Here is a 23,762-nt window from a genome sequence, read left to right on the forward strand (position 1 = left end):
CAACAAAGCACCGTCTGTGACGGCCAAAAGGCGCCTGCGTTGCTTGACATGAAAAGTGCGCCGGTCATAGTCTGAAGCCACGAAAAAAGCGTCGAGGCTGCTGCAAGTGGCCCGATCAAATCTCTGATTTGACTTATTTTTCTACGTTGCGATGCGTGCTTCGGGCGACCCTCTAACAGTCGCCGGGCGGCTGGTATGACGATCATAGCCATGAGGGGCCAATCATGACACACGCCGGCAAGCGCGCCTTGCGCCGCTGCACCATGCTGACCGCAGCAACGTTCCTGTCACCCCTGGTGGCCGGCACCGCGTTGGCACAAGCCACGCCCGCCGATACCCCCGACGCGGCATCCGTGCCGGTGTCGAGTGGCCTTGGCGATATCGTCGTGACCGCCACGCGCAAGAGCGAAAGCCTGCAAAAGGTGCCGATCAGCCTCCAGGCCTTGTCGATGGACAAGCTGGAGCAGCACCAGGTCAGCAATTTCAACGATTATATCGGCCTGCTGCCCAGTGTCAGCAGCGACTCGTTGGGGCCGGGCCGGTCGAACCTGTTTTTCCGTGGTATTTCGGTCGGTGGCGGCGGGCTGCCGACAGCGGCAACGTACCTCGACGAAATCCCGATCACGTCGAGCGGCGGCATGCCGGAAGTCCATATCTATGACGTCGAACGCGTCGAAGCGCTGTCGGGGCCGCAGGGCACGCTGTTCGGATCGAGCTCGCTGGCCGGCACGCTGCGCATCATCACGCAAAAGCCCAAGCTCGACAAGATCGAGGCCGGAATCGACGCGCAAGTCGATGCGTTTGGCCACGGCGGCGGCGCTGGTTCGCAGATCCAGGGCTATCTCAACCTGCCGATCACACACACCGTCGCGCTGCGCGTTATGGCGTTCTATGACCACGAAGGCGGCTACATCAACAATACGCCGGGCAGCTATCTGTTTACGTTCGGCCAATACAATGAGAACAGCCCACCGCAGGTCTACAACAACGGCACATTCAATCCGGCCATATCGTATTACCGCAACAATGCCAGCGTCGTGCAGGACAATTACAACCCGGTCACGCAATATGGCGGCCGCGCGACATTGTTGTGGCAGGTGACGCCTGACTGGTCGATCATGCCGTCGATCACCTATCAGCATCTGCAGAGCTACGGCGGGTTCGGCTATGATCCGCGCTTTACCGGGCTGCAGGTGCATGATTACACCCCGACCAGCGATCACGACGAATGGTACCAGGCGTCACTGACACTGCAGGGCCATATCGCCGGCCTCGATGTGACCGGCTCGCTCGGCTATTTCCATCGCGATACGCACATTCAGCAGGACTACAGCTATTACGCGATCGACTATGACAAGAACGGCGGATCGTATTATTATTTCCGTGGGCCCGATGGCAATATCCTCGACCCGATGCAATCGGCAACCTCGAGCACCGCGTCGCACAAGATCACCGAAGAACTGCGCGTATCGACGCCGCGATCGTCGCGGTTGCAGCTGACAGCGGGTATTTTCAACCAGTTCCAGAAGAACCTGGTCGATACCGACTATATCCAGCCGGGCGGCGCCACAGGGTATCTGGGCACCGATTACGATGGCAGGACCGGCGTGTTCCTGCCCACCGATCCGGCGCCGGCTATCCGTGGCAACGCGCTCTACGCCACCGACCTCAATCAGACCTACAAGGATTTCGGGATCTATGCCGAAGGCAGCTATCCGATCCTCGACACGTTGAAACTGACCGGCGGCATCCGCTATTTCTCGACCAGCAACAACACCTACGGTTTCAACGGCGTGTTGGACAATGCCCTGGCCCTGGGCTGCACGACGCCGCTGACCGGGCGTCTGCAATGCATCAATGTCAACGAACCCTATCACCAGACCGGCCAGACTCACAAAGTCAGCCTGGCCTGGCAGGTCGAGCCGGACAAGATGCTGTATGCCACCTATTCGACCGGGTTCCGCCCCGGCGGCGGCAACAACCTGACCGGCAGCCAGCCGTACAAGGCCGACACGATCGACAACTTCGAACTCGGTGCAAAAATCCGCATCGGTCGCAATTTCCGCTTCAACACCGCCGTCTATTACGAAAAATGGAAGGGCGTACAGTATTCGGTCGTCGTGCCGAATACGTATGGTTCGGCGGTGACGATCAATGCCGGAAACGCACGCGTTTACGGCGTCGAAGGCGATTTCGACTGGAAACTCGGACCGATCACGTTCTCGGGATCGGCGGCGTACAACGATGCCAAGCTGTCGACCAACTTCTGCGATCTGGTGGCAGCGGATGACCTGGTGCCCCGCGCCACGTGCGCGGTGGCGAGTGCGGACCATCCCATCGGCGATTTGGCCGCCGCGTCAGGCACCCGCCTGCCGCGCCAGCCCAAGTTCAAGGGCCAACTGACCGCGCGCTACGACGTGCCGATCAATTCGTCGTGGAACGCCTATCTGCAAGCCGTCGCCTCGCACCAGTCAAGCAGCACGTCGGATCTCAACACCGCCAACGACGCGCTGTTCGGCGATCCCGCCGGCTTCCAGAGCTTCGATTTCACCGCCGGCGTCAAGCACGATACGTATACCCTGGAAGCGTTCATCCAGAACGCGTTCGACAGCAGGGGCGTGCTGAGCCGCAATGCGTTCTGCGAAATCCAGACCTGCACCGAAGGCACCCGCAGCTATCCGATCAAGCCGCGCTATTTCGGCGTGCGCGCCAGCAAGAAGTTCTAAACGACGCCAACTGGCGCCAGATCGAATTCCTAAAAGCCCTCCTCCTTTTGGGGGAGGGCTTTTTTGCGAGGCTCCGTATCGCGCGACAACGATCGTCAACGGCAAAATTGTCTTTGGCGTCATTTGAAACACGCTATGGCGGGTGATGGCCAAAGCTGATCGTCTCGAACGTCTCGACGCCCGCCGCGCGTATATGGAAATCGATTACCGCGATGCGCTGATCGCCGCGCTGCAGGCCTGCGCGTCGGGTAAATGGGGGCTGTTCGACCACACCACCGATCGCGTGACCCGCGCCGCGATCGTACCGGTCATTGCCGAACTGACCGAGCTTGCCGAAATGATCGACGATGCGCGCGAACAGTTGTTCATGGAACCGTTTGCGCTGCACGCGGAATTCATGGCGGCGCGCGGCCCGGTCAGCCCGCAATCGGTGGGCGAACCCAAGCAGGCGCGCGCGTGGCTGGAGCGGATGAAGACGGCGATTTCGTCAAGCCCGCCATGACGATCGAGAGGAAGACAGCCCGCCGCGTCAAATCGCCAGGCAGGCCAGCTTGATTTCCAGGTAGTCATCCATCCCCAGGTGCGATCCCTCGCGGCCCTGCCCCGATTCCTTGACCCCGCCAAATGGCGCGACTTCGGTCGAGATCAGCCCGGTGTTGATCCCGACCATGCCGTATTCCAGCGATTCCATCAGGCGCCACTGGCGCGGCGCGCTGGCGGTGTAGACATAGGCCGCCAGCCCCGCGCGCGTGTCGTTGGCGTAATGCACCACTTGCGCTTCTTCAGTGAAGCGGATCAGCCCGGCGAGCGGCCCGAACGTTTCCTCGCGCGCCAGCAGCGCGTCGGGGCGCACATCGACCAGCACCGTCGGCTGATAGAACCGGTCCCCCGCCGGATCGGGCGCGCCGCCGGTCAGCGTACGCGCGCCGTGCTCCAGCGCCTCGGCGACATGCGACGCGATCTTGGCCACCGCGCGGCCATCGATCAGCGGGCCCTGTTCGGTCGGCCCGGCCAGGCCGTTGCCGATACGATAGGCCGACACCCGCGCCGCCAGTTTCTGCGCGAACGCGTCATAGACCGCGTCATGGACATACAGCCGGTTGGCGCACACGCACGTCTGACCGGTGTTGCGAAATTTCGATGCCAGCGCGCCTTCGACTGCGGCATCGACATCGGCATCCTCGAACACGATGAACGGCGCATTGCCGCCCAGTTCCAGGCTGACCCGCTTGACGGTCGTCGCGCATTGCGCGGCCAGCAGCTTGCCCACCGCGGTCGACCCGGTAAAGGTAAACTTGGCCACGCGCGGATCACCGGTCAGCACGCCGCCAATGGCTTTGGCGTCGCCGGTGATCACGCTGAACACGCCATCGGGCACGCCGGCTTCCTGCGCCAGCACCGCCAGCGCCAGTGCGGAAAACGGCGTCAATTCAGACGGTTTGACCACAAACGTACAACCGGTCGCAAGTGCTGGCCCGGCCTTGCGCGTGATCATCGCCAGCGGGAAATTCCACGGCGTGATCGCGCCGACCACGCCCACCGGCTGGCGCGTGACGACCAGGCGCCGGTCGGCCATGTGCGGGGTCAGCACTTCGCCGCGGACCCGGCGCGCCTCTTCGGCAAACCATTCGAGGAACGATGCAGCATAGGCGACTTCGCCTTTGGCCTCGGCCAGCGGCTTGCCCTGCTCTGCTGTCATGATCAGCGCCAGGTCGTCGGCATGCTGCAGCATCAGTTCGGCCCAGCGGCGCAGGACCACCCCGCGCTCCTTGCCCGTCTTCTTGCGCCACGCGGCAAATGCCCCGTGCGCTGCAGTTACGGCTTCGTCAGCCTCCGCCTCGCCGAAATTCGGCACGTGGCCGATCACTTGGCCCGTTGCGGGATTGTCGACCGCGATCGTGCGATCCGACGTGCGCCATTGGCCGGCGACAAAGGCAGCCTTGCGCCACAAGTCGGGACGCGCCAGATCGGGGCGGGATTTCACGGCAGTCACAACAGGCGCGTTCATGCGTCAACCTTTCCGGCAACAAGAGTCAGCGCTTTCCATCATGCCCGGCGCTTCGTCAATGATAACGCCCTTGCGGACACCGGTGCATTCGGGGCACCGCAGCGACAGGCATTGCCCCTTTTGATACGTGACTTTTCGCCGCTATCGGCCAAGATGACAGTCCTGATTTTTGAAAGCATCCCGTATGGCCACGATCGCCAAGCTCCCCATCCGCAATGCACCAGACCTGAGCGCCGCCGCCGGCGATATCGACATGTCGCATTTCTGGATGCCGTTTACCGACAATCGTTTCTTCAAGGCCAATCCGCGCCTGTTCGCCTCGGCGCGCGACATGCATTACACCACCACCGACGGCATGCGCGTGCTCGACGGCACCGCCGGACTGTGGTGCGTCAACGCCGGCCACGGCCGCGCGCCCATATCCGCCGCGATTGCGCAGGCCACCACCACGCTCGATTTCGCACCGACGTTTCAGCTCGCGCATCCGCTGGCCTTCGAAGCTGCCAGCGCGGTTGCGCGCCTGATGCCCGCCGGACTCGACCGCATCTTCTTTACCAATTCCGGCAGCGAAAGTGCCGATACTGCGCTGAAAATGGCGCTCGCATATCATCATGCGCGCGGCGAAGGCACGCGCTTCCGCCTGATCGGCCGCCAGCGCGGCTATCACGGCACCAATTTCGGCGGCATGTCGGTCGGCGGCATCGGCGGCAACCGCCGCCGCCATGTCAGCCAGGTGTGGGGTGTCGATCACCTGGCGCACACCCACGGCGATGCCGTGCGGTTCCAGCGCGGGCAGCAGCCGTCGAACGGCAATCTGGCCGATGAACTCGAAGACCTGGTACAACTTCACGGTGCCGAAACGATCGCTGCGGTGATCGTCGAGCCCGTCGCCGGATCGACTGGCGTGCTGGTCCCGCCGCAAGGCTACCTGCAACGGCTGCGCGAGATCACGCGCAAGCACGGCATCCTGCTGATTTTCGACGAAGTGATCACCGGTTTCGGCCGCCTGGGCGCGGCCACCGCAGCCGAATATTTCGGCGTGACGCCCGATCTGCTGACGATGGCCAAGGGCCTGACCAATGGTGCAGTGCCGATGGGCGCAGTGGCCGCTTCGCGCGAAGTGCATGATACCGTCATCGGGAAATCCCCCGCCGGGATCGAGTTTTTTCACGGCTACACTTATTCGGGGCATCCGCTGGCCGCTGCTGCGGCGATCGCCACGCTGAAAGTCTATGCGGACGACGGTCTGTTCGCGCATGCCGCCAACCTGTCGCAAGTGTGGGAAGATGCGGCGCATGGCCTTCGCGAAACCTGCCCGAACGTCATCGATGTGCGCAACCTTGGCCTGATCGCGGGCATCGAACTGGCGCCACGCGACGGCGCGCCGGGCGCGCGCGCGATGGAAGTCTTTCACCGCGCATTCGACGCCGGCGTGCTGATCCGCGTGACCGGCGATATCATCGCGCTGTCCCCGCCGCTGATCATCTCGGCCGAGCAGATCCACGAATTGTTCGCCACGATCGGCGAAGCCATCCGCCAGACCGCGTAAAAAATCCTCCCCGGAACGGGGAGGGGGACCACGCGAAGCAGTGGTGGAGGGGCGGCGCGGCTGGACGCCTTCTCACGGCAACGCGCCTCGACGCAAGCGGGAGGGGCGATCCATCATGCGTCGCACTATGAGGCACCGCCCCTCCACCACGCTTCGCGCGGTCCCCCTCCCCGTTCCGGGGAGGATTTCAGGCGCTGGCTCTTTGCCGCAGAAACTTGCGCAGGCGCGCGATGGCCGGGCTGCTCCAGCGGTCGGCGCGGGCGACGAACCAGTAGCTGCCGATCATGACCGGCTTCGTTCCCGGCACGGCCAGTTCGACCAGCGCGCCATTGGCCAGGTCACGCCCGACGAGGTAGCGGTTCGCCAGCGCCAGCCCGCGCCCCTGGCGCGCAGCGGCAATGGCGAGGTGCGCGTGCCACAGCAGCGGCCCGGGCAAAGGGCGTTCCGCCTTGGCATCGACCGAAACACCGTTCTGCGTCAGCCAGGCGCGCCATTGCTCGTGGTGTTCCTCGTGCAGCAGCGGCGCGGTCAGCAGATCCTGCGCACTTGTCAGATGCAGGCTTGCCGCGAGCGCCGGGCTCGTCACGATCACCAGCGGCGGGCGCGCGAGTTCCAGCGCCTGCAAGCCGGGACCGCCCGGTTGCGGGGGCCAGTCGTCGCCATAGAAGCGGATATCGGCGTCGGCCTCGAACTGCGCGATATTGGCGCATGTATCGGTCGGGCGCAGCTCGACCGCAAATCCCGGATCGCTGCGTTCGAAATCGGCGAGCTGGTCGGACAGCCATTGTATCGCGAACCCGGGCACCGCCCACATCCGCACGCCTTCGCTGGTGCCCGTGGCCATCGCATCGCGCGTCGCCGCAATCAGATCGTGCAGCGCCGCCGACACGCGCACATGATAGCTTCGGCCTTCGGGTGTCAGTTCCATCCGCCCGCCCGAGCGATCGACCAGCGGCACGCCGATCCAATCCTCGAGCGCGCGCAGATGGCGGCTGACCACAGTATGATCGATGCCCAGCGCCTGCGCGGTACGGCGGATACCGCCGACCCGGCCGAGCACTTCGAACGCGCGCAGCGCAGCAAACGGCGGTAACGCGCGCCCGGCATTGTCCAGCACCGTCGCGGCCGGCCCCAGACTGCCCGTGGCGCCGGGCTTTGCCGCCGGGCGCCTTGGCAATGGGTCCGGCACGGTCAGGCGATCACTTGAGCGTGGCGAGATAAGCGATCAGGTTTTCCCGCTGTGTATCGTCGGTAATGGCCACGACCATCCGTGTGCCCGGAACCAGCTTCTGCGGCGCTTTCAGAAAGGTGTTGAGCGTGGCCTTGTTCCAGGTCAGCTTCGAATCCTTGAGCGCGGCTGAATAGGAAAATGCGGTCGAGGCGGCCTTGCGCCCGACGACGCCGTAAAGGTTTGGCGCGGCGATACCGGGCTGGCCAGGCTTGACTGTGTGGCACGCGGCGCACTGGTGAAACACATTTGCGCCGGCAGCCGCATCTTCGGCATGCGCGGCAACCGGCGCGAGCGTGAGGGCGGCGGCAAGAAGTGCGATTTTCATGCAGGTAGGCTCCAAAAGTCAGTTAAATTACAACAATGGCAAGTAGGTATCGTACTCGAAGCGGTCGATATGGGAAAGAAAAGCTGCACGATCCTGCCGCTTGCACGCAACAACAATGTCGACAAGCCGCTGACCGAACATTTCGGCGGCTTTGCCCGAGCCGGCAAAGCGCGCAATCGCCGCGCCCCATTCGACAGGCAGCGGTTCGCCAGCGCCCGGGTTCAGCGGATCCTGCGGCGGCGGCGGCATCTGTCCGTCAGTGATTCCCTGCAGCATCGCACCCAGCATGGCGCCCAGCGCGAGATAGGCATTGGCATCCGCACCTGAAATACGGTGTTCGATGCGGGTCGCTTTCGCGCCGCCGCCGGCCTTGCTGCCGTCGATCACGCGGATCGCGGCGGAGCGGTCATCATGCCCCCACCCGGCCGAAACCGGCGCATGCGCATCGGGGCGGAACCGGCGAAACGAATTGGCATTGGGCGCAAAGGCCAGCATCGTTTCGGGCATCGCCGCAACCAGCCCCGCAACCGCGTGGAACAGCATGTCCGCCGGCGCTCCGGTGGCCGGATCGGCCAGCACGTTCATGCCATCGCCATCATTGAGGCTGGCATGGATATGCATGCCGCTGCCCGATGCCTCGCCATAGGGCTTGGCCATGAATGTCGCGCCAAACCCGTGCTTGTGCGCCAGCCCCCGCACGATCCGGCGCATCAGCATCGCATCGTCGGCCATCGCCACGGCATCGGCGCGGTGCAGGATGTTCAGTTCGAACTGCCCCGGCCCGGCCTCGCTGATCACGCCATCGGCAGGGATGCCCACGTCGCGCGCAGCCGCCATGATCGCATCGATCAACCCCTGATACGCCGCCAGGGCACTGGTCGACAGCGTGTCATTGCGCAGCCAGCTCGCCTGGCGAGAGCCATCCGGCGGCACCGGTACGCCATCCTCCAGCCGGTACAGATAAAATTCCAGCTCGACCGCAACCACCGGCGTGAGCCCGCGCGCCGCATAGCGCGCCACGATCGCCTCCAGCGCGCCGCGCGGATCGGCTGCCGCCGGCGCGCCTGTTCCATCGCACAAAGCCAGAAACGCCTGCGCCCGGTGCCCGTCCAGCCATGGCATCAGCGCAAACCGCCCCACGACCGGAAACCCCAGCCCGTCGGGATCGCCCGTGCCGAAGGCCAGCCCGGCATCCGCCACATCACAGCCCCACGCATCCTGCGCAAACACCGACAACGGAATCGGCAAACCTTTCGCGTCAATCGTCAGCGCCTTGTCGCGCGCCAGCCACTTGCCCTTGGGCGCGCCGGCAATGTCGAACACGAATGCCTCCACCCCGTCGACATGCGGATGCGCGGCCAGAAACGCGCCGATCGAGGATTGTTCGGGTAATGCCATCGTGTGATCACTAAGTGAGGTGTCCGGAGCCGTCAACATCCGCCCCGATCGCCTGGACATTCGTTTGCGCTGCGGTCGCCCCTGTTCGCGGCAAGACCCGCGGCGGCAGCGATTGCGCAGATCGATGGCATCCTTATAATCGCCCCACCGTAAGATCACAGTTGAGTTTTGCTCATGACCCGCCCGTTGCTCGGTATCGTATGCTGCATCCGCGAATTCGAAGGCGAAACGATCCACCGCGTGATCGACCGCTATGTGCGCGCACCAGCGCGCTGGTCGGATGCCGATGTGGTCCTCGTGCCCGCGCTGGGCACGCTTGCCGATACGCGCAATCTGGCCGCGCGGCTTGACGGCGTGCTGTTGACCGGCAGCACGTCGAACCTCGAATCCTGGCGCTATGGCGGCGATGGCGGCGGCGGCGATGGGCCGCATGATCCGCAACGCGACGAAACCGCGCTGGCCCTGGCGCGCGCGGCGATCGATGCGGGCAAGCCGGTGTTCGGCATTTGCCGGGGGTTTCAGGAATTGAACGTCGTGTTCGGCGGCACGTTGCAGCATCTGCCGCCCCGCGCGCAGGCGATGCACCACGCGCCCGCCGGGGTTTCGACAGACGCGATGTTTGCCCACCATCATCCCGTCAGGCCGGTGGCCGATGGCGTGATCGCGCGCGCGCTCGGCGCGGCGCCAATGACGGTCAATTCCGTGCATTATCAGGCAATCGCAACTCTGGCTTCGGGCCTGACTGCGCAAGCATACGCGCCCGACGGGCTGGTCGAGGCGTTTTCAGCGCGGATCGACCGTTCGCAAGTCCTGGCGGTGCAGTGGCATCCCGAATGGGATGCAGAGCACAACCCCCAGTCGCGCTGGTTTTTCACGGCCCTGGGCGATGCGATGCGGGCCTAGAGCGTGATGACATCCGGCCAAAAAAAACCCCTTGCCCCGCTGGCGGGGCAAGGGGCGCTCGGTTCGAGGAACCGGGTATTTGTGCAAGCGCGGGGGGGGGGGGGAGGCGCTTGCCCCTGAGAAACACACGCAACGGCGACAGGTTCCAGCGCGCCGGATAAAAAATCAGGCGGGCACTTCTGCGCGCCTGTAACCGCTGTGCGCAATCGACATGATCAGCACGCCTGCCGCGATCACGCCAAACGCGCCAGCGACCATGAATGCCGGATCATAGCGCCCGAATATCTGACGCACGAGCCCTGCGCCGAACGCCGCGCTCGCTGCGCCGAGCTGATGCCCGACATTGACCCAGCCATAGACGATCGGTGCCTCGCGCGTGCCGAACGCGCGCGTCGCCAGCGCCAGTGTCGGCGGCACCGTCGCGATCCAGTCGAGACCATAGAACACCGCAAATACACCCAGGCTTGCCGGCCCGAAATTGCAGAACGGCAGCACGATCAGCGAAAGCCCGCGCAACCCGTAATACGCCACCAGCAGGCGGCGCGGATCATAGCGATCGGTCAGCCAGCCCGACGCCGTCGTACCCACCAGGTCAAACAGGCCCATGGTCGACAGCAGCCCGGCCGCCGCGACCGGCGCAATCCCGTGATCGCCGCAATAGGCTATCAGATGCGTGCCGACGAGCCCGTTCGTCGTCAGCCCGCACACGAAAAACGTGCCGAACAGCAGCCAGAACGTCGGCAGGCGCGCGGCGCGGCGCAGCACATCGAACGCAAACAGCAGCGACGCCCGCGCCGCAATCGGTGTTGCCTGCGGCACGTCGTGATCTTCGCCAAACCGCCGCGCGCCGACATCGCGCGGATGTTCGGGCATGAACACCAGCACCAGCGGCACCAGCACCAGACACGCGACCCCGACCACACGCACCACCGGCAACCACGCGCCCGCACTGGTCAGCCAGGCCAGAACGGGAAGGAAAATCAGCGACCCGGTCGCGGTGCTGGCTGCCAGCACGCCCATCGCCAGCCCCTGGCGCACGGCGAACCAGCGCGTGACGATCGCCGCGCCCAGCACACTGGCCACCGCCCCGCTGCCCAGCCCCGAAATCACCCCCCAGGTCAGCATGTAATGCCAGCTGGCAGTCATCCACTGGCTGGCCAGCGTCGCCAGCCCCATCAGCAGCAATCCGCCCGCCATCGTGCGGCGAATGCCGACCGACATCATCAGCGCAGCGGCAAACGGCCCGACCAGCCCGTACAGCACGATCCCCACCGCCGACGTCGCCGAAACCGTCGCCCGGTCCCACCCGAAATGCAGCTGCAACGGCACCATCAGCACGCTGGGCGCCGAGCGCACGCCGGCCGACACGAGCAGACCGACGAAAGTGATGCCCAGCACGACGATCGCACGCTGGCGCCACCAGGTGCGGGGCGCGGTCATGGCCGGGGGGCCGGACGGATGAGATGCGTTTGCGAATTCATGCGGGAAACCATGCGGGATCGTCGCGATCGGTTCAAGTCTGCTGCGGGCCGTACTGATGCATCGATGCGCGATGGAGTCTTGCAGTTCAGCATTTCATGCCACGATGCCCACGAGGGCGGTTCCGCCAGAGCGACGGGCGATTAAGTATACTGTCCCCGGAACTTCCTGTGAGCAGTTAACGCCAAGCTGTCATGCATCAATCTTCTTATCTAAAAATTTCACCGCCCAACTAATTAAAAATATGTCAGCAATAGCAAATGGCGAAAAAATAATGGAAGGTATTCGTTCTGGAGACCAATTAATGAGAAAAATAGCGGAAATATGTGCAGCGGTAGCTAGACCAATCACAATCCAAAAGGAATTTTTATTTCGAAAATCCCACGATATTTTTACACCAAATATCAAAGACAACACCGCAAATGCCGCTACTTTTCCTTTCTCTGGATAACCGATCCAAACAAAAAAGAAAAATATAACCAAAGATATTGCACCAATAATTGCTCCGAATATTCGTACGCCCACGCCAGTTCTCCGGAAGCATCTTATTTACCATTCAAACAATCTTGATAATCGAGATAGGCATTATAACCATCAACACCGGTCTGGGGAGTCCCAAGGACAGGGAGTTCCGGGGCGAGTATACTTAACTGGAGTTCCGGGGACAGTATACTTATTTCCCTTCTATGCCGTTCCGGGGCCTGGAGTTCCGGGGACAGTATACTTATTTCCCTTCTATGCCGTTCCGGGGCCTCGGTCCCGGCTTTTGCGGGGCCAGCGGTCGGCCGATGGTGATTTCCTGCGCAGCAATCCATTCCGGTGCGGCAAGTGGACGGCCTGTGTTAAGGCGTTTTTCGATGCTCTCTGCGACCGCCTCGCCTTCTTCGGTCAGTTCGCCGGCTTCGACGCCGTGGCGCAACATCGCGCGCCAGTTCGGCACATGGCGTCCCAACGCCTGCACATCGGTCAGCGGGTCGCCCTTTACGCGCTTGCCCTGGATATGGCTGCGTGCGCTTGACCACCGCCAATCGGCCGCATCCTCCACAAGCCTTGCCGCAACGGGATTGCGCTCCACATAGCGCACGGCCGCCATCACATGCGCGTGATCCATGGGATAACTGGCAAACCGCGACTGAAACAGATGGCCGCGCCACCCTTCACGGAAATTGATTTCGCGGGTATACCTGCGATGCGCCTCGGCCAGCATGGCACGCAGGCCATCTGCCGTTTCGGGGACCAGGACAAGATGCACGTGATTGTCCATCAGGCACCACGCCAGGCATCGGGTGCGCGACGTTTTCGCAAATTCGGACAGCAGACCGAGGTAGACATCCCGATCGGCGTCGGAAAAGAACACCGGCAAGCGCCGGTTACCACGCTGTGTCACGTGATGGGCAACATGGGGAATGACGATACGAGCAAGTCTGGCCATGGGCATAGAGCGTATAGGATGATTGGAATATCGTCAATTAGGTATACTGTCCCCGGAACTCCCGTCGCGGGTATACCTGCGATGCGCCTCGGCCAGCATGGCACGCAGGCCATCTGCCGTTTCGGGGACCAGGACAAGATGCACGTGATTGTCCATCAGGCACCACGCCAGGCATCGGGTGCGCGACGTTCTCGCAAATTCGGACAGCAGACCGAGGTAGACATCCCGATCGGCGTCGGAAAAGAACACCGGCAAGCGCCGGTTACCACGCTGTGTCACGTGATGGGCAACATAGGGAATAACGATACGAGCAAGTCTGGCCATGGGCATGGAGCGTATAGGAGGGTTGGAATATCGTCAATTAGGTATACTGTCCCCCGAATTCGTCGCGGGTCAATATATCCTCCTAACGCACATAAGGAGGTTTGTCGTGAACCTAGATAAATTGACCGTTGGGGCAGTCAAGGCAGTATTACTGTTCAGTGTGCTTCTGATTGCTGGTTGCGGCAGCACGACCTATCCTCCTTACCGCTACAAGGAGACAGTCATCGTGCAAACTCCGCAAGGTATTCGTTCTGGATATACTGTTATAGAAGTGAGAATGTATAAGGAAGGTCAAAGTAATCCTTTTGATGGTGGGGCTATTCATGGCAAAGTTAAGGGTGAGGCAGCCGCCATCGAACTGCCTGACGGCCGAACGCTATTCGCATTGCTGACCAGCCCAGCCAACCATGGTTGGGCGCAAGGAGCATATCAAATGCTAGCTCAACTCACCCCAGATGAAATGGCGAAGCCCTACAATCCCAACAATACCGCCTTTGACATCCAGTACCGGAGGGCGATGGCTATGAAAGGCCCGCAAGTTCTGCCGAGGGCAATGCCATCTGGTGCAGCAGAGCCGGGTCGGTTCGTGTCGGGATATCCGTGGTTTGTGACATTTGTAAACATCAATGATCCGAATAGTGTCCAAGTGGTCGACCCCGATAATCTCGCGGCTACCTTTGGTGAGGGCTACAAGCTCAAGTCGATTATTCTGGAAAAAACAAGTGATCCATTGGGGCATAGTATCCGAAAAATACTGCCATGGATTTCTCATAAAGAAGACTATAGATATGACAAATCTAATCCATTCACAAGTAAAATTCCTGCAATACTCGACGGTATTGAATTCTAAATAAATAATAAGAGGAATAAAATGATGGATAGCGACTTGTTTGTAGCAATTTTGGCTATGGATTCATACGATCGCGGCTATGATTCTGGCCTCAGTCAGTCGTTATCCGATGCCGCAGGAACAGAGATCGGTAATGCAACAATAATTCAGAGCTCCGGCGATTTGAGCACATCGAATCAGGTACAAGCTGGGGAGTTCCGGGGACAGCGGGGAGTTCCGGGGACAGTATATCCATCTCTGGGGAGTTCCGGTGGGAGTTCCGGGTTCCGGGGACAGGGAGTTCCGGGGACAGTATACTTATCATCCCTACAGTTAGCTGCGGCGCAAAGCCGCCCCCGTGGCGTTACACAATATTTACGCCCCAGCCGTCAATGACCTTTGAACCTTAAGCCGCCTGGCGCCTAGATCCCTTGCCAGCCGGACAGGACGGCACGCCATGACGCGTGCGCCTTTGGGACCCCGGCGTGAGGGCATTTCATGAAGCGATCATCTCTTGGCCTTTATGCGGGCCTGTTGCTTGGCACGGCGTTGAGCACCGGGGGCACCGCTGTCGCGGCACCATCCGACGATGCCGGCGGACAGTCCGTTCAATCGACCACGGCAGCGCCTGCGGCGACGCCCGCTGCGCCTGCCGCAGGAACGATCACCGACGCCAGCCTGGGCACCAGCGTGATCGGCCGCTTTTTCAACTATCAGGCGGCGGAATGGGGCAAGCCGTCCTCGCCGCTGGCGACCGATCCCAATGCGCCGCCATCACGCCGCGCCGACTGGGCACCCGCGCCCGAGACATCACCGCCCTATCCGTTCACCGAATGGTCGTATGGTGGCACCACCTCGCTCGGCGTCAATCGCCCCGCTTCGGTCGACAGCCCGCTGATGGTCGCGCTCGCCGACACCGGCCTTGGCGAAGCCATGGCCAAGGCGCATATCCAGGCCTATGGCTGGATCGACATCGGTGGCAATATCTCGTCGAGCCATGTGCGCCAGGGCAACCAGCCCGCCGCTTATGCGTTTGCGCCCAACACCGTGCTGCTGAACCAGGCGGTGCTCTATATCGAGCGCACGCCCGACACCGTGCAGAGCGATCATGTCGACTGGGGCTTTCGCGTTTCGGGGATCTATGGCAGCGATTATCGCTATACCGCTTCGCGCGGGTTCCTGGTCGATCGCGGGTTCTATCAGAAGAACAAGGCGCTCGGCTACGATATGCCGATGATTTATGGCGAAGTGTTCATCCCGAAAATCGCCCAGGGTTTGATGATCCGGTTCGGCCGGTATATCGCGCTTCCCGATATCGAGGCGCAGCTGGCGCCCAACAATTACATGTACAGCCATTCGCTGACGTACACGTTCGACAACTATACCAACGAAGGCATCCAGCTGACGCTGGCCGCGACGAAAAACCTGTTCCTGCAACTGGGGTTCAGCGCTGGGTCGGACACCGCGCTGTGGAATGCCAACGAGCATATTCCAAACTATGCGCAAACCGTGACCGCCGCTTCGTGGGCGGCCAATGGCAATGGTGCGGCCTTTGCCGATGCCAATGGCGTGCCCTATGGCACGATCAGCAACACGCTGTACCCCAATTCCACCTTCAAGCGCGACCCGGGTGCCAGGCCGTCGATTACGGCGTGCGCGCGCTACCAGACCAATTCAGCGCGCGACAATATCTACGTGTGCGCCGATGCGATCAATTCTGGCGTGTGGGGTTATAATAACCTGCAATGGTTCGGCGGGACGTATTACCACAAGTTTTCCGACAAAGCGCACGTCGCGTTCGAAAGTTATTACCTGTACCAAAAGAAAGTGGTCAACGTAGACGCCGGATCGCCCGGATATTTCCTGTATTATGGCGGCGGTACGCCGTTCAGCCCGCAATATTATCCATTCAACGGGCCGAGCGGCGCGCAGTGTGCCAATACCGCGGCACAATCCTGCACAGCCAAAGTGTTTGCCGCGCTGTCATACTGGAATTATCAGCCGACCCCGCTCGACAACCTGTCGTACCGCGCCGAATACTACAACGACGAGCAGGGCCAGCGCACCGGGCAAAAATCGCGCTATTGGGAAATGGCAGTGGGCTGGCAGCACTGGTTTTCGCCCCAGATCGAAGTCCGCCCCGAAATCGCGTATTACCGGTCGCTCGATGCCGCAGCGTTCAATATCAATCTGGCGACCGGCGATGCCAGCCAGGCCAAGAACCACCAGTTGCTGGTGTCCGGGGATGTGATTGTCCATTTCTAGGCGATCGCAGGCTTGCTACCGCGTGCGCCTGACCAGCGCACGCCGCAGCATCCGGTCCTCCAGCGAATAATACAGCGCAATCCGCTCGCCCACGGCCCTTGCGCCGAGGGACCGCGCGCCATGCCGATGCGCGATGCATCGTGTGCCGCGTATTCGTAAAACAGCCGCCAATCGCCGCTGGGCGTCTGCGCCAGGGTCGCTTCCTTGATATTGCCCCTGACCTTACCGCCGGCTGCGATACGACTGGCGCAGCTGGATCAGCACCGCGCCCGATGCCGCGATCGCCCCGGCGCCTGCCACCGCATGCCAGCCGCCGTTTGCCCATGCCAGCGCCGCCACGAACGACCCCAAAGCGCCACCCAGAAACATGACCGTCATGAATACGGTGTTCAGCCGCGCGCGCGCCTCGGGCCGCAACGCATAGATCACATGCTGGTTCGACACGAGCGCCACCTGCACCCCGAAATCGAGCAGGATCACCCCGAGTACCAGTCCCGCCAGCGCATTCCAGACAAAAAATATCACCCACGATAACAGCACAGTCACCGCGCCGGCCACGATCATGGGGCGTGATCCGTGGCGATCGGCAATCCGGCCGGCCAGCGGCGCCGCCGCCACGCCGACCACGCCGATCACGCCAAACAATCCGGCTGCGGCCGATCCCATGGCAAAGCGCGGCTCCTGCAAATGCAACGCCAGCACCGACCAGAAGATCGAAAATGCGCCGAACAGCAACCCCTGGCTCAGCGCCCCGCTGCGCAATTCAGGATACGCGCGCCATAATTCGGCCAGCGAGGCGATCAGCGCGCGGTAGCGTAATGCGCTTTCCGGCCGGCTGACCGGCAGACGTACGGCCATCAGCCCCCCGGCAAACAGCGCTATCGGCACCGCCAACCCGAACATCACCCGCCACCCCGCATGCGCCGCGACCAGCCCCGAAACCGTCCGGCTGAGCAAGATCCCGCACAACAGCCCCGACATCACACTGCCGACAACCGCGCCGCGCCGTTCCGCCGGTGCCAGCGTCGCGGCCAGCGGGACGATCTGCTGCGCCACCGTGGCGGCCGCCCCCACCGCCGCGGCCGCAACCAGCAGCAACCAGGCCGTGGGTGCCGCCGCAACCAGTGCGAGCGCCAGCGCCAGCACACCGAACTGCACCACGATCAACCGCCGCCGCTCGACCAGGTCGCCCAGCGGCAGGATCAGTACCAGGCCCAGCGCGTACCCCAGTTGCGTGACGGTCGGCAGCATAGCCGCCAATGGCCCCGGCATGTCGCGCTCGACGAGGCCCAGCATCGGCTGGTTGTAATAGATATTTGCGACCGCCATGCCGGTCGCCGCCGCCATCGCAAGTGTCGGGACGCGGGCCACGGGGGCATCCGCGGGGCGGGCGATAGGGGATGTCATGGGTGTTTGGTCCGTATCAGAGGCTTGCGCCGTCATGCGTGCCGGGGCGCGATAGCAGCGTGGGTCCTGGTCCGGTAAGCAAATTGCCTATCGCGCGCCGCACAAAACAGGCGCGAGCCGAACCTCAAAGATTTCGATTAATGTCACTTCGAAACGCTAATGGCGTGAAGTTCGCGGTGTAGCGTGCAAAGCTGGTGCCACCGTCACATTACCGCAACTGGCTATCCTTGCTGCCACGCCGGTTGATCCCGACGCTGCGGATCGCGGCATCGCGCGTGGACTGGCATGCGACGCATGTGCGCGTTCCGGGCAGCGCCGCGCGGCGGCGGGGCGGGATCGTCTCGCCGCAATCCTCGCACATGTCGGTCCCCTCGCCCGCCGGCATCATCACGCGCGCACGTTTTACCGCGTCGGCGACCGTGTCGTCGATCTGCGTCTGAACACCATCGTCAGGGCCCCAGCCATTGGCCATGCTAGTTCTCCGCGCCCACACGATCGCCCTTCGATCCGGGGGTAACGGGATAAATGGGAACCGCGGCGCACAGTTCCAAGCCCCGTGCTTACGCGCCGCGCGCCGGCTCGCCCGCCGCCGCCAGCTCGGCGGTCTCGTCATCGGTAAAGATGCGCGACCGCACGATAAATCGTACGCCCTCGGGGCTTTCGAGCGACATGCCCGCGCCCCGCCCCGGCACGACGTCGATCGTCACTTGCGTGTGGCGCCAATATTCGAACTGCGCCGCACCGATCCACACCTGCACCCCGCCGGCGATGTCACCAAGCAGCACATCCTGCGCGCCTACCCTGAACTCGCCTTTGGGAAAACACATCGGCGCCGATCCGTCGCAACACCCGCCCGACTGGTGAAACATCAGCGGCCCGTGCTTTGCCGTCAGGATGTCGATCCATGCATCGGCATCGGGCGTCGAAAGAATGCGGCGCGGCGTCAAAAGAAACCGAGTTTTTTGGGACTGTAGCTGACCAGCAGGTTCTTGGTCTGCTGATAATGATCGAGCATCATCTTGTGGTTTTCGCGCCCGATGCCCGACTGCTTGTACCCGCCGAACGCCGCATGGGCGGGGTATGCGTGATAGCAATTGGTCCACACCCGCCCCGCCTGGATACCCCGACCCATGCGATAGGCGCGCGTGCCGTCGCGGGTCCAAACTCCGGCGCCCAGGCCATACAGCGTGTCATTGGCGATCTCGAGCGCCTCGGCCTCATCCTTGAACGTCGTCACCGCGAGCACCGGGCCGAATATTTCCTCCTGAAAAATCCGCATCTTGTTGTGCCCTTTCAGCAAGGTCGGGGTCATGTAATACCCATCGGACAATTCGCCCGGCTGCATCGCACGCTCGCCACCGGTCAGCACCTGCGCGCCTTCGGCCCGGCCGATGTCGATATACGACAGGATCTTTTCGAGCTGGTCGTTCGACGCCTGCGCACCGATCATCGTTGCAGGATCGAGCGGACTGCCCTGCTTGATGGCTTTCACGCGCTCGATCGCGCGTTCGATGAACGCGTCATAGATCGATTCCTGGATCAGCGCACGGCTGGGGCATGTACACACTTCGCCCTGGTTGAGCGCGAACATGGCAAAGCCTTCGAGGCATTTGTCGAAATAGTCGTCGTCGGCATCCATCACGTCGGCAAAGAAGATGTTCGGCGATTTGCCGCCCAGTTCCAGTGTGACCGGGATCAGGTTTTCGCTGGCATATTGCATGATCAGGCGGCCGGTGGTGGTCTCGCCGGTAAACGCGATCTTGCTGATGCGCTTGTTCGACGCCAGCGGCTTGCCCGCCTCCACGCCAAATCCGTTGACGATATTGAGCACGCCGGCGGGCAACAGGTCGCCGATGATTTCCATCAGCACCAGGATCGACATCGGCGTCTGTTCGGCCGGCTTCAGCACGATGCAATTGCCCGCAGCCAGCGCGGGCGCCATTTTCCACACCGCCATCAGGATCGGGAAATTCCACGGAATGATCTGCCCGACCACGCCCAGCGGCTCGTGAAAATGATAGGCGATGGTATCGTGATCGATCTCGCTGATCGATCCTTCCTGCGCGCGGGCACAGCCGGCGAAGTAGCGGAAATGGTCGATCGCCAGCGGAATATCGGCATGGGTCGTCTCGCGGATCGGCTTGCCGTTGTCGATCGTTTCGACCATCGCGATCAGGTCGAGATTGGCTTCCATCCGGTCGGCGATCTTCAGCAGGATGTTCGACCGCTCGGTCGATGACATCTTGCCCCATGCGTCCTTGGCGGCATGAGCAGCATCGAGCGCCGCCTCGATATCGGCGGCGGTGCCGCGCGCGATCCTGCCGATGACCTGGCCGGTAACAGGCGAGATGTTGTCGAAATATTCGCCCTTGGCCGGCGCGACCCAAGCCCCGCCGATGTAATTCTCATACTGCTCGCGGATCAGCGTCTTGCCGGCGAATTTTTCCATGGCCTGTTGCAGCATCATCTCTCTCCTGCGATCGAATGTCTTTGTGGGTCGCGCGATCGGCGGTCCCGCCGGCCGTACCGGGCGTATGCGCCTTCGGTCAGGCAGGGCGATGATAGACCCGCCATGCGGTGTGACAAGACAAACATCGCTGTGCGCGCACCTCCGGGCCAATAGCATTTATCCCGATTGCTTCAGAGTCCTGTGGTCGACGATTGGCTAGCGCCCATCGTAGGCGGCGGCCAAGAGAGGACGGCCCGATCAAGTCGTCTTTCAAGCCAGCGCGAGAACAGCAGGTGCGGCAATGCCACCGAGGCGATCAGTTGAAAACCCTGCGCCACTATCGTTGCGTCGATGCGTGGCATTTCCATGTGCTGCAGTCCGATCCACCCGACGATCGCAACGCCGGAAATTGCCAGACCGGTCATGAGCCATTGCGACAACGGCCATGTCTTCAGCAAAAAGCGGGTCTGGACCAGGTGCCGCGGGGAATGGAGAAAAACGAAGAACAGGGCGAACCCGGCAACCGGCGGTAGGACGATCAAGAGACCAAGGCACAGCGCCATCGCTGCGGCCCATTGCCGGCTTCCGTCGCGCCACGCAATCAGGATGCCTACGGCGGTGACCAGCAAGGCCACGGGCGCTGCGGCGACAATGATCTGCGCGATGATTTGCGCGCGCGCATCGCTCATTGCGATGAACAACGCCGACACATCCCCGGGATGACCGATCGCAGGGGCAGCTATGACCGCAGCGCCCGCCGCAAAACGAAGCAGGGGGTCATCCAACATGACCCAATCTTCGCCGAAATGCACAGCAGACGTAACCAGGAACACAATCAGCGCAGCCAACGGCAGCCAGGCCCAAAGTGTCGCCATCGCAATCGCTATCGCGCCATAACAGCCGACCGCCAGCAGCATCGCGCGCCGGTCAATCCTCACCGCTTGTCGCAACAGCGCGATGTCATAGGCGCCATGCGGCATTCCGCCGCAGACAAACACGATCGTCGCTGCGACAACTGCTGCCGGCTGGCCAAGCCCTACGCCAAGCCGCGTTGCGACCAGAAGCGCACAAGCGGCCAGCCAGTAAACCGGATGCACGAAGTCTCCGCGCCCTGGGTGGGCGCGGAGGGCTTCCACGTTTTGCGCTCGAGCAAGACCGCGCATCTTCAGGCGGTTTGCGCCTTCAGGCTGCCCGCTTCCGCTTCCGACTTGCGTACCGAGATCAGGAAGATGAGGATGCCGAGCCCGGCTTTCGCGACGATATCGGCGATCGTATAACCGACCTGGATGGTGGTGGTCACGGTGCCGCCGGTCAGGCCGGTGTAGGGAACCATGTAGACGATTGGGTAAAATCCCCAGGACGCGAACGTCAGCAGCCGCGCCTTGCGCACGAGCTCTTGTGCCGCCAACGGTTGCTGCTTGATCGAGTCGCCCAGGCCCCGAAACAATTCCCACACGATGTAAACAAATGGAATCGCCGACAGCGTTCCCCACAGCGCGCGCGTCGGAATGTCGCCTGCGATTTCACCGGGATAGCCCAGGATAATCATCAGCGCGGCGGCCGACCCGAGCCGCAGCGTCTTCGATGTCGTTTCCACGCGCGAGAGCCGCATGACGAGGATTAATTCGACCAGGAGCAGCGGTACAGTCAAAAGCCAATCGACGTAACGATAGGCATCGTTGAAGGCAAATCCTGTCGCCGATACGATCCCGTTCTTGAACGTATAGGCGCTGTTCCAACTCTCGAAAATGCGAAAGTAATGGTAGGCAGCAATACCGGTCACGAGACCCGAGATCGTGAGTGCGGTGCGATAGGCGGGCGCAACCTGCGAACGGCTGAGCCACAGAAATGCTGTAGCGGCCCCCATTGTTGCAAAAGTGAACGAAAAAGCATTGTACACCAGTGAAAACTGGAAGGGTGTTACGATATCCATCGAAGTCTCCGTCGCGGTGACTTGCCCTGCGAATGCGCCAGGCAAGGATCTTGCGGGCGGTATTGGGATCGCAACTGACGATCTTCGTGCGCCCGAATTGTCGTCACACCGCCCTTGGGGAAGTATGGCGGTTGTACGGATCGCTTGGTGAATGGCAGAAAAGCGTGCCGCGATGCCGTTGTGACGACGAGCAAGCAATAGCCGACCGCCAGATGTCAGCCGATACGGACGTTGTGCCGTATCCAAGCGGAGCGCTTGGAACGTCGTGCGCTATAAACCGGCCTCAACAGCGAGACGGATCAGGTCTGCCGTGGTTCTGAGCCCCAGTCGCTGCATGAGGATGGCCCGGTGCATCTTGACAGTCTTTTCCGCAAGGTCGAGTTCGCAGGCGATTTGCTTGTTCAGCAACCCTTTCGCGACCAGCTTCAAAACCTGTCCCTGACGATTCGACAGCGCCTTGACCATCTCTGCCGCCCGGAGCCGGCGCATACTGGACGGTGGTGACACATCGGCATCGATTTCCACCTGCGAGCCGAGAAAATACAGCAAGGCATCCCGCTCATCATAGATGGGTGCCACAAGAACGGCATTGCGAAACGGCTGCCCGCTGCGTTTGTAGTTCAATATTTCGACGATCACCGGGCGGTGATCGCGCACACCGCGACGGATTTCCTCGGTCAGCCATGGCTCTGTGGCGGGTCCCGACAAGAAACGGCAATTGCGGCCAAGGACTTCATCGGCCGGATATCCCGTCAACTGGCAAAAAGCGTCGTTACAGGCAACGATCGGGTTGTCCGGCAACCGCGGGTCGCTGATCACCGACGGAATGGGGCTGTCGGAAACCAGGCGAAAATGGCGATCGCGCGAGTCCTGGGCATCGAACGTTCGCCCCATATCAACCACCCCCCCATGCGTACTGTCCCATACACCGGAGGCGGCCAATGAAGGCACCGATTTGTTCATGCCCTTTGGGCCAAGCATTGTCCGTTGTAAGCGGCCAGCTGGTATCGCGATCGTCGCAACAGGCGCGAAACGCGTTAACTGCAGATGCAAGGTTTGAAGTAACGACCACTGGCCTGAAGCGGTGCGGTTTGCGTGGCAGGATGGGGCGTTCGTACTGGAATCCGATCTATCGCCAGATGCGGGCCGGGAACTGGCCAACGTCATCAAGGCCAATGGTGAAAACGCGGCATTCCTGCGCTGCCTCGCGATATGCACCGACCAGCGCCGCAATGTGTCGCACCAGCCGGGAAGCAATTACGCGCCAAAGACCTTTGCGGGGATGCCAGAGGCCAAGGGGGTTAAAGTGGCGGGCTTTGCCGCTGCCATGGAACGGCTGCTGCACCTTGGGCAAATCGAATTGGACGTTGACCTGTGGGAAGGCTCAAACCGCCACATGAAACGCGGCATTCGGGCCACGGCGGGCGCAGCGTCATGACCGTTGCGCCGACCCTGCGCCACACCTGCGCCAACCCCTCAAATCTGCGCCAACCCCCCTGCGCCA

The 23,762-nt window shown here is 62.1% G+C and carries 22 protein-coding genes; 7 read left to right on the top strand and 15 right to left on the bottom strand.

Annotated features, from left to right (window positions below):
• Positions 1-224: 224 nt before the first annotated feature.
• Positions 225-2,726 carry a TonB-dependent receptor gene (locus tag ACOOE2_RS14520; RefSeq protein ID WP_420383699.1) on the top strand — a complete coding sequence of 834 codons (2,502 nt, stop codon included), beginning with the start codon at positions 225-227 and terminating at the stop codon, positions 2,724-2,726.
• A gap of 145 nt (positions 2,727-2,871) precedes the next feature.
• Entirely contained in the window at positions 2,872-3,228 is a 357-nt protein-coding gene (locus tag ACOOE2_RS14525; RefSeq protein ID WP_420383700.1) for a hypothetical protein, read from the top strand.
• A 27-nt stretch (positions 3,229-3,255) separates the two neighbouring features.
• Here the strand turns inward: ACOOE2_RS14525 and ACOOE2_RS14530 are convergent, their stop codons facing one another.
• Entirely contained in the window at positions 3,256-4,734 is a 1,479-nt protein-coding gene (locus tag ACOOE2_RS14530) for an NAD-dependent succinate-semialdehyde dehydrogenase (protein ID WP_420383701.1), read from the bottom strand.
• 184 nt (positions 4,735-4,918) lie between these two features.
• Here ACOOE2_RS14530 and ACOOE2_RS14535 point away from each other — a divergent pair, with 184 nt between their 5' ends.
• A complete protein-coding gene (locus tag ACOOE2_RS14535; protein ID WP_420383702.1) occupies positions 4,919-6,283 on the top strand; it encodes an aminotransferase class III-fold pyridoxal phosphate-dependent enzyme in 1,365 nt (454 codons plus the stop codon).
• A 187-nt stretch (positions 6,284-6,470) separates the two neighbouring features.
• Here the strand turns inward: ACOOE2_RS14535 and ACOOE2_RS14540 are convergent, their stop codons facing one another.
• Genes ACOOE2_RS14540 through ACOOE2_RS14550 form a run of 3 tightly spaced genes read right to left on the bottom strand, consistent with a single transcriptional unit; the run spans position 6,471 to position 9,237 of the window.
• A complete protein-coding gene (locus tag ACOOE2_RS14540) occupies positions 6,471-7,472 on the bottom strand; it encodes a LysR substrate-binding domain-containing protein (protein ID WP_420383703.1) in 1,002 nt (333 codons plus the stop codon).
• A 10-nt stretch (positions 7,473-7,482) separates the two neighbouring features.
• On the bottom strand, positions 7,483-7,839 hold the full coding sequence (locus tag ACOOE2_RS14545; RefSeq protein ID WP_420383704.1) for a c-type cytochrome: 357 nt from the start codon (positions 7,837-7,839) through the stop codon (positions 7,483-7,485).
• Positions 7,840-7,866: 27 nt separating this feature from the next.
• Positions 7,867-9,237 (bottom strand): glutamine synthetase family protein, encoded by a 1,371-nt coding sequence (locus ACOOE2_RS14550; RefSeq protein ID WP_420383705.1) that lies wholly within the window; start codon positions 9,235-9,237, stop codon positions 7,867-7,869.
• Between the two features lie 174 nt (positions 9,238-9,411).
• Here ACOOE2_RS14550 and ACOOE2_RS14555 point away from each other — a divergent pair, with 174 nt between their 5' ends.
• On the top strand, positions 9,412-10,140 hold the full coding sequence (locus ACOOE2_RS14555; RefSeq protein WP_420383706.1) for a gamma-glutamyl-gamma-aminobutyrate hydrolase family protein: 729 nt from the start codon (positions 9,412-9,414) through the stop codon (positions 10,138-10,140).
• Positions 10,141-10,305: 165 nt separating this feature from the next.
• On the opposite strand, the gene ACOOE2_RS14560 is transcribed toward ACOOE2_RS14555, so the two are convergent.
• The 4 genes from ACOOE2_RS14560 to ACOOE2_RS14575 all read right to left on the bottom strand — a co-directional run bounded on the left by ACOOE2_RS14560 (position 10,306) and on the right by ACOOE2_RS14575 (position 13,375).
• Positions 10,306-11,580, bottom strand: a complete 1,275-nt coding sequence (locus tag ACOOE2_RS14560; RefSeq protein WP_420383707.1) for an MFS transporter — start codon at positions 11,578-11,580, stop codon at positions 10,306-10,308.
• 231 nt (positions 11,581-11,811) lie between these two features.
• Entirely contained in the window at positions 11,812-12,144 is a 333-nt protein-coding gene (locus tag ACOOE2_RS14565) for a hypothetical protein (RefSeq protein ID WP_420383708.1), read from the bottom strand.
• 199 nt (positions 12,145-12,343) lie between these two features.
• Positions 12,344-13,051, bottom strand: a complete 708-nt coding sequence (locus ACOOE2_RS14570; protein ID WP_420383709.1) for a transposase — start codon at positions 13,049-13,051, stop codon at positions 12,344-12,346.
• Between the two features lie 33 nt (positions 13,052-13,084).
• Positions 13,085-13,375, bottom strand: coding sequence for a transposase (locus tag ACOOE2_RS14575; RefSeq protein WP_420383710.1), 291 nt, complete (start codon positions 13,373-13,375; stop codon positions 13,085-13,087).
• A gap of 106 nt (positions 13,376-13,481) precedes the next feature.
• Between ACOOE2_RS14575 and ACOOE2_RS14580 the strand changes: the two genes are divergently transcribed.
• Together ACOOE2_RS14580 and ACOOE2_RS14585 are read left to right on the top strand one after the other, a co-directional pair.
• Positions 13,482-14,225 (top strand): hypothetical protein, encoded by a 744-nt coding sequence (locus tag ACOOE2_RS14580; RefSeq protein WP_420383711.1) that lies wholly within the window; start codon positions 13,482-13,484, stop codon positions 14,223-14,225.
• A gap of 477 nt (positions 14,226-14,702) precedes the next feature.
• Positions 14,703-16,469, top strand: a complete 1,767-nt coding sequence (locus ACOOE2_RS14585; RefSeq protein ID WP_420383712.1) for an outer membrane beta-barrel protein — start codon at positions 14,703-14,705, stop codon at positions 16,467-16,469.
• 222 nt (positions 16,470-16,691) lie between these two features.
• On the opposite strand, the gene ACOOE2_RS14590 is transcribed toward ACOOE2_RS14585, so the two are convergent.
• The 7 genes from ACOOE2_RS14590 to ACOOE2_RS14620 all read right to left on the bottom strand — a co-directional run bounded on the left by ACOOE2_RS14590 (position 16,692) and on the right by ACOOE2_RS14620 (position 23,152).
• Positions 16,692-17,840: an MFS transporter gene (locus ACOOE2_RS14590; RefSeq protein WP_420383713.1), complete on the bottom strand. Its 1,149-nt coding sequence runs from the start codon at positions 17,838-17,840 to the stop codon at positions 16,692-16,694.
• Positions 17,841-18,084: 244 nt separating this feature from the next.
• Complete coding sequence (locus ACOOE2_RS14595; RefSeq protein ID WP_420383714.1) at positions 18,085-18,348, bottom strand: DksA/TraR family C4-type zinc finger protein; 264 nt, start codon at positions 18,346-18,348, stop codon at positions 18,085-18,087.
• 88 nt (positions 18,349-18,436) lie between these two features.
• Positions 18,437-18,823 (bottom strand): DUF779 domain-containing protein, encoded by a 387-nt coding sequence (locus tag ACOOE2_RS14600; protein WP_420383715.1) that lies wholly within the window; start codon positions 18,821-18,823, stop codon positions 18,437-18,439.
• On the bottom strand, positions 18,820-20,340 hold the full coding sequence (adh, locus tag ACOOE2_RS14605) for an aldehyde dehydrogenase (RefSeq protein ID WP_420383716.1): 1,521 nt from the start codon (positions 20,338-20,340) through the stop codon (positions 18,820-18,822). The genes ACOOE2_RS14600 and adh overlap by 4 nt, the downstream gene beginning before the upstream one ends.
• A gap of 176 nt (positions 20,341-20,516) precedes the next feature.
• The gene (locus ACOOE2_RS14610) at positions 20,517-21,488 is read right to left on the bottom strand and encodes a Brp/Blh family beta-carotene 15,15'-dioxygenase (protein WP_420383717.1); all 972 of its coding nucleotides are present in this window, start codon (positions 21,486-21,488) and stop codon (positions 20,517-20,519) included.
• A gap of 2 nt (positions 21,489-21,490) precedes the next feature.
• Positions 21,491-22,258 (bottom strand): bacteriorhodopsin-like, encoded by a 768-nt coding sequence (locus ACOOE2_RS14615; RefSeq protein WP_420383718.1) that lies wholly within the window; start codon positions 22,256-22,258, stop codon positions 21,491-21,493.
• 270 nt (positions 22,259-22,528) lie between these two features.
• Positions 22,529-23,152, bottom strand: a complete 624-nt coding sequence (locus tag ACOOE2_RS14620; protein ID WP_420384623.1) for a LuxR C-terminal-related transcriptional regulator — start codon at positions 23,150-23,152, stop codon at positions 22,529-22,531.
• Between the two features lie 190 nt (positions 23,153-23,342).
• On the opposite strand from ACOOE2_RS14620, the gene ACOOE2_RS14625 reads away from it, so the two are divergent.
• Positions 23,343-23,696, top strand: coding sequence for a hypothetical protein (locus tag ACOOE2_RS14625; RefSeq protein ID WP_420383719.1), 354 nt, complete (start codon positions 23,343-23,345; stop codon positions 23,694-23,696).
• Positions 23,697-23,762 lie beyond the last annotated feature (66 nt).

This window comes from Novosphingobium sp., assembly GCF_965214355.1.
In the GTDB taxonomy this organism is placed as follows: domain Bacteria; phylum Pseudomonadota; class Alphaproteobacteria; order Sphingomonadales; family Sphingomonadaceae; genus Novosphingobium.